This is a genomic window from Oribacterium sp. (assembly GCF_057249185.1).
In genome coordinates, this window is sequence record NZ_DBHIGR010000093.1 from 1 (window position 1) to 8,592 (window position 8,592).

An 8,592-nucleotide genomic window follows, 5' to 3' on the forward strand; every position below is an offset into this window, starting at 1 on the left:
TCATACGTTATTTCCCATTCCTTACGGCTTCGATCTCCGCATTGATTTCATCCAGCGTCATGTCGGCTGCACCGGCATTCTCCGCATCACTACTCATGCGCTTCATGGCAACGATAGCTGCCGTCGCCTTATAGTTCTCTTCCGGCAGGATCATGCTGAATGGAATGCCGCGCACCTGCACAGAACGAGTCAGGAACATCCGGATTGCCGTAGGCAAGTCAAGGCCAAGCTGAGAATATACATCGGAAGCTTCCTTCCGAAGGTTTTCGTCTATACGAAGCTGAAGTAATCCATTTGCCATAGTCACACCTCCATTAAATCTGCATTTGTTTGTAATGCAATCGTACTATATCTTTCTTAATAAATCAAGTGAATTACAAACTCATGCAAGCAGGAGTTCAAAGACTGCGCCTGATCCTTCTTTCTTCTTCCACTAAAGTCAAGTTCGGGATATAATAATACCCGAAAAGCACATATCGGATCTCGTTTTCCCAAAACGGTTGTTTCAATTCGGTCATCACACTTCTCCATTCTGAAGCTTTTCTTCGAAATATTATTTTTCCACGGAAAATCAAGGCTTTGCAACCGCCGGTTGTCAAATTGACAAGCCTGCTTTCTTCCCTGCAACCGGATTTTTCGATAGTATGAGAGACGTAAAAACGTAGCGATCAAAGACATTTTCCTAAAAAAAGAGAAGGAGTAGAGTATGATACTTGCAGACAAGATTATTGAATTACGAAAGAAAAATGGCTGGTCTCAGGAAGACCTGGCAGAAAAGCTGGAAGTCAGCAGGCAGTCCATTTCCAAATGGGAAAGCGCCCAGTCCATTCCGGATATGAATAAGATTTTGAAGTTGTCCGAGGTTTTTTCCGTAAGTACTGATTACCTCTTAAAGGATGAGATAGAGCTGGACAGTCCGGGAGAAACCCTAAAGATTGATACGGAATCCTCCTTAAAGGAGGTTTCTGTTTCCATGGAGGAGGCCAATGCTTTTCTGGAACACAAGAATCAAGCAGCTTCCCAGATTGCTCTGGGCGTACTGCTTTGTATCCTTTCCCCCAGCCTATTGATTGTTTTAAGCACGCTTCAGGAAAGTTCTCTTCTTTCTCTCTCAGAGGGAAAAGCCGTAGGTATCGGTGTGCTCTTCCTCTTCCTTTTGGCAGGAGCAGGAGTAGCCTTATTTATCAAAAACTCCATTGAAGGAGATCGATTCCATTATATAGAAAAAGAGCTTCTGAATACTGCTTACGGGGTAAATGGTATGGTGCAGGAGAAAAAATCCCGTTACCAGGGAACTTATACTTCTCAGATGATTTTAGGTATTTTTCTTTGCATCATTGCGGCAAGTCCCATCTTTATCAGTATGATTATCTTCGGAGAAGATGATCTCCATACCGCTCTTGCCGTGCCTTTCCTTCTGCTTTTTGTGGCCGTTGGCGTGTTTCGGATTGTCAAAACGAATATTATTTGGGATGCCTTGAACATGCTTTTAGAGCAAGGGGATTATAGAAGGGAGAAAAAGATGGATGAGTACAAAAATGAAAACGTCGGGCAAATTTACTGGTGCTTGGTAATCGCTATCTATCTTGGCTACAGTTTTATTACCCGGCGCTGGGACATCAGCTGGATTGTTTGGCCGGTAGCCGGAGTGGGCTATGGGGCAGTACGCGGCATTGTCAAGTCCTTTAGGGCGAAGATTTAGTGTCTTGTCTAAATAGCTCTTCTTTGAAAATATACTGATTCGAGAAAATCTCATTTTTCATCCCTTCTTCAGTCTATATTCTTTTCTAAAAAGCACCCCCGAAATACTTTTCTCCAAAGTATTGGATTAAAAGTATTCCGGGGGTATTTATTCATAACGAGGATTTCTCGCAAAGCGTGCGATATCTCATTTTGTACGACTCTCTATCGCCTGATGTGTAGCCTCTGCTTTTATTTCAGTTCTCCGGTCTTCTCATCAAAATGATAGTCTTGCCCATTGATATTGGCAGAACCGGTTTTCATTTCTCCGGTGCCGTTACTTAAGTAATACCACTGATCCTTCCAAAGGAGCCAGCCCTCATGCATAGCGCCTGTCAATGGATTTAGATAATACCATTTTCCATTTACCAAAACCCAGTCGGTAGCCATATAGCCCTCTTCTCCGAAGTAGAACCACTGAGGTCTTCCTTCGTAGTTGACTTCCGCCCATCGAGATTTTGGATAAGTTCCGTCAGTTGCAGACAGCCACCAGCCCTTTTCATCCCTTTGCCAAGTTCCGGAAAGCGTGGTATCTCGACTTTCTCCCAGCACTGCTCCTACTTTCGTTGTAGTGGACATACCGGAGCTACTATAAGAAGAGGAACGATAGCTTCCATTTCCGGAAATGTTTCCGGAAGTATCTCCGGAAATCTTGCCGCTTTCTTGCTTTTCGTGAGAGGCTTCAGTATTTTCAGAGGGATTAGGCTTTTCTTCTTTTCCTGTGTTGTCCTTCTCATAGACAAACTGAAGTTCTGCCATATCTTTAACATTCAGGTTATCTAAAATACGAATGTCCCCTTCCGTCCACTGCATTTTCTTATTCTGAATACTACCGTAACGATAAGACTTTGCCTTATAGCCGGAAAGCTCCTTGGGAACGATACCAAAGGACATTACTTTGGCAAAGCTATAGCCCTGTATATATTCCGGATCCTCCAAAATATTCCCCTCCGTATCCACATAGCTTACTTTCACTGCGCGAATGTTCTTTCCGGATAGTTCCAGCTTGTTCGGAGTCTTGTCATCCAACACTGTAGCTGTAACCTTGTGTTGCATATCATAGTGCACTCCGTCCGGGGCAATATAATAAGTAAAAGTTCTATCTCCTTTGAAATTATTGGGACAAATGACTTCCATCACCTGACTGTTTCCATTTCCGGTGATTCCGGTATGGTTAAAAGCAATCATAATGAAGTTGCTGGAACTATCAGATGTTGCATCATTCACCGGATACCAGGTAATGTCATTTTCATCCACAATTTTGATCTTACTCTTCTTTTCATCCAGGTTAATGCCGTAAAGATGCACGAGAGTCTTCTTACTGCCTTGTCCTGTGGGACTGACGGTGTGGGTATTGTCCACCACCTCCGTTCCTCCTCCGGAAGTTCCATAGGATTGAATGGATGCAAAGGAAATTGCCGGAATACCTTCCTCCTGTCCCTCATAAAGCTGTGTCACCACCAGCTTCTCATTCGGAAGTGCCACCTTAGAAAAGCGATTTTTAAAGCTTAATCCGCCGTCAGCAGACAAACGTAAAGTAAAGCTTCTCATCTCTTTACTTTCATTTTTCGGAATAGAAAAGCTGACAACCAAGCCTTCCTTCTCCGCTTCCTCTACATTTTCTGCTAAGCCGGTATCCGCCTCAATTTTAAGGTCTGTGGGCTCAAAGATATTGTCCTCTTCCTTTCCACTGAAAAGCTTATTGGGAAGCACTTTCAATCGAAACTTTTCCCTGGAAAGGTTCTGTCCCTTAATTCGAAGACGAACCTGTCCTCCCTCTGAGGAAAGAACCGTTCCTTCTTCAATCTTCACTTCACTGATGGCACCAGACTGCTGCAAGAAGCTCTCAAAGGGATTATTTTCCACCTGTCGATTGGTATCTAAAATACTCCGCTCTTCCACCTTAATCTTCGCGGTATTTTTGAAGTCCTTGGCAGCGTGCAAACGGATTTCCAAGGTATGCTCATCTACAAATTCCAGCGCATCCTCTGCCTCTAAGGGAGCATAGCCCTCCTCTTCCTTTGTTTTCAGGAAAATGCTTTTCTTCAGAAAATCCAGGTCCTTTGCCGCAGAAATCTTCTCGTAAAAGTATACGGTGATTTTCCGCCCGCCATCGGAAAGACTAACCAGACGGGGCATGAACTGTACCTTCTTCTTACTTTCTTCTCCCCCTACAGAGATTTCCAATGCATCGGAAAATAAATCCTCCGGGGCATCCGTTGTTCCTACTTGAACTTTATATTTCTGAATGCCTCCCTCTGCATCCGGAAGGAACAAAGACTTGGTTCTATTGTTTTCCAGTCCTTCCCAACCGCCTTTTAAGCTTTCACTTAAACCTTTATCTTCAAGATACTCTCCCTTTTCTTCCCTATATACCTTTCCGAAAAGATTGTCCTCTGTAAGGTTTTTTCCCTTAACATGCAGTAAAATTTCTCCTCCCTTAGCCAGTTCCGTTTTATTGGCACTAAGCTTAGTGATTTCCGCCTTTGCAAGTTCTTTTGTTCCCGGCTCTTGGGTAATTGTAAGAATCGGAGCATCTTGGAATTTTTCTTCATCTCCCCAACAGTTAAAGTAGAGGGTTATCGTTCTTTCGCTGTTTTCCTCATTTTCCGGAATACTTACAGAAAAACTTCTCTTTCCCTTCTTTAAAGATAAATCTTCCTCTTCAAGAGGCAGAAGTTTTTCCGAAACCAGTCCATCACTTGTTTTAAATTCCGCCTTGACTCGAATTGTTTCATATCCATCAGGACGATTGTTGATGTCCAGCATTAGGCCGATTTTTAGCTTTCCTCCTTCTGCAGGAAGAGTGCTACTATCCTGGTTTACATCATTTCCCAAAAATACACTTGTGATGCTGCCCCTATTCTCCTCCGGAACACTACCATTGGTCACTGTGCTCTCTAGAGTAACTGTAGAAACTGTCTCTCCATTTCCTGCGGCAAAAACCACTCCTTGTAAAGCCAATGTGCACAGCATGGTACTTGCCAGTAATCGTTTTGCTTTTTTCATGTCATCTCCTTTGATGTTTCAATTTATTGTATAAAATGTATATAATCGCTTCCTTAGCTTAAAAGAAAATGTTAAAATATACCACAGTTTTGCTGATTAAATTTTGTGATAAATGCATTATGTTTATATGAATATTGAATATGTTTTTATAGGTTTTAATTATGAATTAGATGGGAATTAGATAAAGATTAGATGGGGATAAGGTAGGAATTCAGATGATTGGGAGACATTTGGATAAAATACTTTTTCATATAAAAAACAGGGAAGATCCTAAGCCTTCCCTGTTTTCCATCTGCTGATAGCTATTTCTTCAAAAACTTCCCGAAATGATATTAATTGCTTTCACTATTGCTTCCCTGTCCACTGGGTGGCTCCAGCATAGCTAACTCATTTCCATTGGCATCTGTCGGCTTCTCAGGTGGCTGTCCCATGCCATCACCACCGGGAGCTCCGCTTGGAGGAGTACCGTTTCCACCGCCAAAGCCCATGCCGCCACTTTGTTCACCTATGGTATTTTCTCCTGCAGAAATTGTAATTTCTTCGCTATTGCTTCCCGCACTTACGGTATAGGTCTCTCCTGTCACAAGCTTGTCGGAAGAAAGAATCACTGCCGTAAAGTCATTGGTCGGTGTGTAGCTAAGCACTACATTTCCACTCTTGTCTGTTACCTTCACCTCTGTTCCGCCACTTACCGTGCTAGAATAGAACACATTGATAAAGTTCTGTGTGGAACTGCTGTCAAAGGATTCAAACATTTCCTGCACACCGGTGCTGACAAAGGTTCCGCCGGTAATCGTTGCCTTTCCGTTATAGTCTAAAGCTACATCCGGTCCGGAAGCAGGTCCGGAAACATTTAAGCTGCCGCCTTCGATATAGACCTGACCGTTGGAGTCAATACCATCTCCGCCTGCTGTCACATTTACCGTACCGCCTGTAATACGGAAATAGGTATCCGCCTGATTTTCCTCTCCGTAAGCTTCTTTTTCCTCATCTGTAGCGCTGTCATCAATCAAGCCACGGGCATTGATACCATCATCGCTCGCCACGATGTCAATGGTTCCGCCGTTAATATCAATGGTAACAGCCTCCAGACCTTCTCCAACCTTCTCCATCTTAATGGTTCCGCTGTTGATGACCAAGGCTCCGTCTGTAGTGATACCGTCATCCTCTACATTGATGGTGATTTCCGCATTTTCAATGGTAACGGAGTCGGTTCCCTTGATGGCCTTTCCTACAGATTCAATGTTAATCTTTCCGCCTAAGATAATGAGATTATCCTTTGCCTTAAGGGCTGTTGCATAGTTAGAACTGATATTCAAAGTTCCGTTTCCGTTAATGGTCAAATCCTGCTTTACAAAGAGGGTCGCATCCGGCTCATCCTCTCCCTCTGCATAATTATATGTTGTGCCGTCTGTGATGGTGTTTGTGGTGCCGTCCACTAAGGTCAACACAATCTTACGTCCGGTAGCTGCGTTAATGACGGAGGAAGTCGTATTGGTGATATTTACGCCGTTGAAAACGATGTGTACCAGGTCTTCGTCGCCCACCTCCGTAATGATCTGTCCGTTGAACTCTCCGCTAAAGACATAGGTTCCGGCCTTGGTAATGACAATATTGCCATCCGTATAGCTTGCGCCCTCACCGGTAATCTTGGCATTTCCGCTACTCAACTCAATCTTGGTATCGGAGTCGGAATAAGATGTATTTAAGTCTTCCTCGGAATAACTTGCCGTTGTTTTTGTGGAAGTGTTCGTTGCCACCGCCTCTGTGCTCTGGGCAGTAGTTGCTGCCGCTGTTGTAGCAGTCTTTGCATTGGAACATCCTACGATGGCCATACTCATCGCCATTGCCGCCAGCCATATACTCATTTTATTTTTATTCTTTTTCATACTGTCCTCTTTTCTGTGATTGGGTTGCTCTTTACACGCCCTACTATCGCAGAAACTTATGTTTAACTTGTGTATGAAATATGTAAAATGTATGAAATTGCATTTTATTGCATATTTATTCAATCCAAAATAATTCCCTCTTCACGAGCTTCTTCTAAATTGTACTTACTCAAGTTCAACCGTAACTCCGTTGCAGTAATAGACATCGTTGCCCCTCCTTTTCTTAGGATGATAAAATCGTACGATTTCTGCAACGAAAATCGTACGATTCTTTTCTTATCCAATATCTCTTCTAGCTTGCCTGCTAAGCCTTCCTCTTCGAAAGCACTCTTCGGTTTCCCTGGGTTCCACACAATGTTTTCCCTTTTTCGCCAGAATTTCTTTAATCCTAAGATAATCCTCCAGAAGTTCTACTTCCCCTATAAAAACTAAATACTCGTTTTTAAATACGGAATCCAGAATCTTTGACGTGCTGTTCTTCTTGTAAAGGCTAAAGTGGGGCGAAAAACGCACTCTACTTCCCATACCCTCATGGAGTTGAAAATCCACAAATCCTATTTCCGTATAAGGAATCCTCCGACTTTCCCCCTTATGGTAAAGAAGTACTATCTCCTCTTCATACAGAATTGCTTCCACAATATAAGTAAGAAAGAAACATTTGTAGATATCCCATACGCAAAAGGCGGAATACATAGTGAGCAGTCCATACAGAAGCCACACACTCTTATCTAAGCCCAATTGCCTATATATCAGAAAAAATATTCCCAGTAAGAAAAGAAGACCAAAGAAAGAAAAAATCGGATTGGGCGAATAGTACCTAATTTGCCAGTGGCAGGATCCATTTTCATCTAAATAAGTATTAGACTTTATTTTCCACATGAAGCCCCCACTTTCTCTAGCTACTTTTATTGCTCTTCATACACAATGACATAGGCCTTAACCTGGTCGCTGCCCTTAACAATAGAAAGAGGCACTTCTGCAATAGCCTTTCCGGTCTGTCCCTTGTAATACTCGTTTCTATCTTCTGCGGAATAAAAATACATGGCTGCAGAATAGACATGCCCTGCTTCCAAATCAATATCAATACTAAGCTTTTCACTGACCAAATTCTTATTGCCTGTAACGCCTGCCTCTGTAGAGCGGAAAATACCTTCCAATTTATGCTGTCCCGGCTCCAACGCTACGATAGTCTGCATGTATTCTCCCTGCGTATGGGAAAATGCGGAAAGACTGTTTCCGTCAATAGCAACATGATCGCAGTACAAATGTAAGAGCGCCTTATAAGCATTATCCGCATTAAATTGCTGTTCCCCTGCCTTACGCTTTTTTTGAAAGCTCATCATAACAACAAATAAAACTGCCCACACAACTACCACACCGGCTACAATCATAATAGTCTGATTCATCTTGTTTTCCTCCTGAAAGCTGCTACAAATATTGATAAACAGTAACGTTTACTTCTTCTCCATAATCTCACTTACGGGATAGGAAAAAACTCTCTATCCTATACATGCAAAACTATTATAAATTCATCATCTAAGAAGTCAATTAGCTTCCGTAAAAGATTAAGATTTCTCTTGACAGACATTAGTATTCTGCTTACAATTCTTAAGGATTAAAATTAATATTTTCTTTTTTAAGGGAATAAACAAATCACTTTAATTTTTAGGGGGAAGTAAAATGAACCAGCAAACCATGACTATTATCGTTACTCTTGTCTGCTTGGTAATGTGCGTAGGGCAGATTCTTATGATTAAACAAGCTCATGAAAACGGAACAAGCGTACGCATTCGTCCATTGCAAATTATAGCTTGTGCTGTTGTAGCAGTTATGGGCATTTATTCTTTAATTACCGGACATTACTTCTGGGGCTAAAGATAATTCCAAAGCATTAAGAGTAATATAGCTTTAAGAGCATTATAACTTCAAGAACAATGTAATCTCAAAAGCAATA

The 8,592-nt window shown here is 42.2% G+C and carries 7 protein-coding genes; 2 read left to right on the top strand and 5 right to left on the bottom strand.

Annotation, left to right across the window (positions count from 1 at the left end):
* Positions 1-7: 7 nt before the first annotated feature.
* Positions 8-301 carry a type II toxin-antitoxin system RelB/DinJ family antitoxin gene (locus tag ACO4PX_RS06410; RefSeq protein WP_485572023.1) on the bottom strand — a complete coding sequence of 98 codons (294 nt, stop codon included), beginning with the start codon at positions 299-301 and terminating at the stop codon, positions 8-10.
* A 405-nt stretch (positions 302-706) separates the two neighbouring features.
* Between ACO4PX_RS06410 and ACO4PX_RS06415 the strand changes: the two genes are divergently transcribed.
* Positions 707-1,702 carry a helix-turn-helix domain-containing protein gene (locus tag ACO4PX_RS06415; protein WP_485550215.1) on the top strand — a complete coding sequence of 332 codons (996 nt, stop codon included), beginning with the start codon at positions 707-709 and terminating at the stop codon, positions 1,700-1,702.
* Positions 1,703-1,932: 230 nt separating this feature from the next.
* Here the strand turns inward: ACO4PX_RS06415 and ACO4PX_RS06420 are convergent, their stop codons facing one another.
* The 4 genes from ACO4PX_RS06420 to ACO4PX_RS06435 all read right to left on the bottom strand — a co-directional run bounded on the left by ACO4PX_RS06420 (position 1,933) and on the right by ACO4PX_RS06435 (position 8,044).
* Positions 1,933-4,749, bottom strand: a complete 2,817-nt coding sequence (locus ACO4PX_RS06420) for an N-acetylmuramoyl-L-alanine amidase family protein (protein ID WP_485572024.1) — start codon at positions 4,747-4,749, stop codon at positions 1,933-1,935.
* A gap of 332 nt (positions 4,750-5,081) precedes the next feature.
* Positions 5,082-6,638: a carbohydrate-binding domain-containing protein gene (locus ACO4PX_RS06425; protein WP_485572025.1), complete on the bottom strand. Its 1,557-nt coding sequence runs from the start codon at positions 6,636-6,638 to the stop codon at positions 5,082-5,084.
* Positions 6,639-6,914: 276 nt separating this feature from the next.
* Complete coding sequence (locus ACO4PX_RS06430; RefSeq protein ID WP_485572026.1) at positions 6,915-7,163, bottom strand: hypothetical protein; 249 nt, start codon at positions 7,161-7,163, stop codon at positions 6,915-6,917.
* A gap of 380 nt (positions 7,164-7,543) precedes the next feature.
* Entirely contained in the window at positions 7,544-8,044 is a 501-nt protein-coding gene (locus ACO4PX_RS06435; protein WP_448974877.1) for a hypothetical protein, read from the bottom strand.
* Positions 8,045-8,318: 274 nt separating this feature from the next.
* On the opposite strand from ACO4PX_RS06435, the gene ACO4PX_RS06440 reads away from it, so the two are divergent.
* On the top strand, positions 8,319-8,513 hold the full coding sequence (locus ACO4PX_RS06440) for a hypothetical protein (protein ID WP_007157169.1): 195 nt from the start codon (positions 8,319-8,321) through the stop codon (positions 8,511-8,513).
* Positions 8,514-8,592: the final 79 nt, after the last annotated feature.

Excerpts from the sequence above, each read along its gene's own strand:
- ACO4PX_RS06430 (WP_485572026.1), bottom strand. The coding sequence starts at position 7,163 with ATGGGAAGTAGAGTGCGTTTTTCGCCCCACTTTAGCCTTTACAAGAAG.
- ACO4PX_RS06435 (WP_448974877.1), bottom strand. The coding sequence starts at position 8,044 with ATGAATCAGACTATTATGATTGTAGCCGGTGTGGTAGTTGTGTGGGCA.
- ACO4PX_RS06425 (WP_485572025.1), bottom strand. The coding sequence starts at position 6,638 with ATGAAAAAGAATAAAAATAAAATGAGTATATGGCTGGCGGCAATGGCG.
- ACO4PX_RS06420 (WP_485572024.1), bottom strand. The coding sequence starts at position 4,749 with ATGAAAAAAGCAAAACGATTACTGGCAAGTACCATGCTGTGCACATTG.
- ACO4PX_RS06440 (WP_007157169.1), top strand. The coding sequence starts at position 8,319 with ATGAACCAGCAAACCATGACTATTATCGTTACTCTTGTCTGCTTGGTA.
- ACO4PX_RS06410 (WP_485572023.1), bottom strand. The coding sequence starts at position 301 with ATGGCAAATGGATTACTTCAGCTTCGTATAGACGAAAACCTTCGGAAG.
- ACO4PX_RS06415 (WP_485550215.1), top strand. The coding sequence starts at position 707 with ATGATACTTGCAGACAAGATTATTGAATTACGAAAGAAAAATGGCTGG.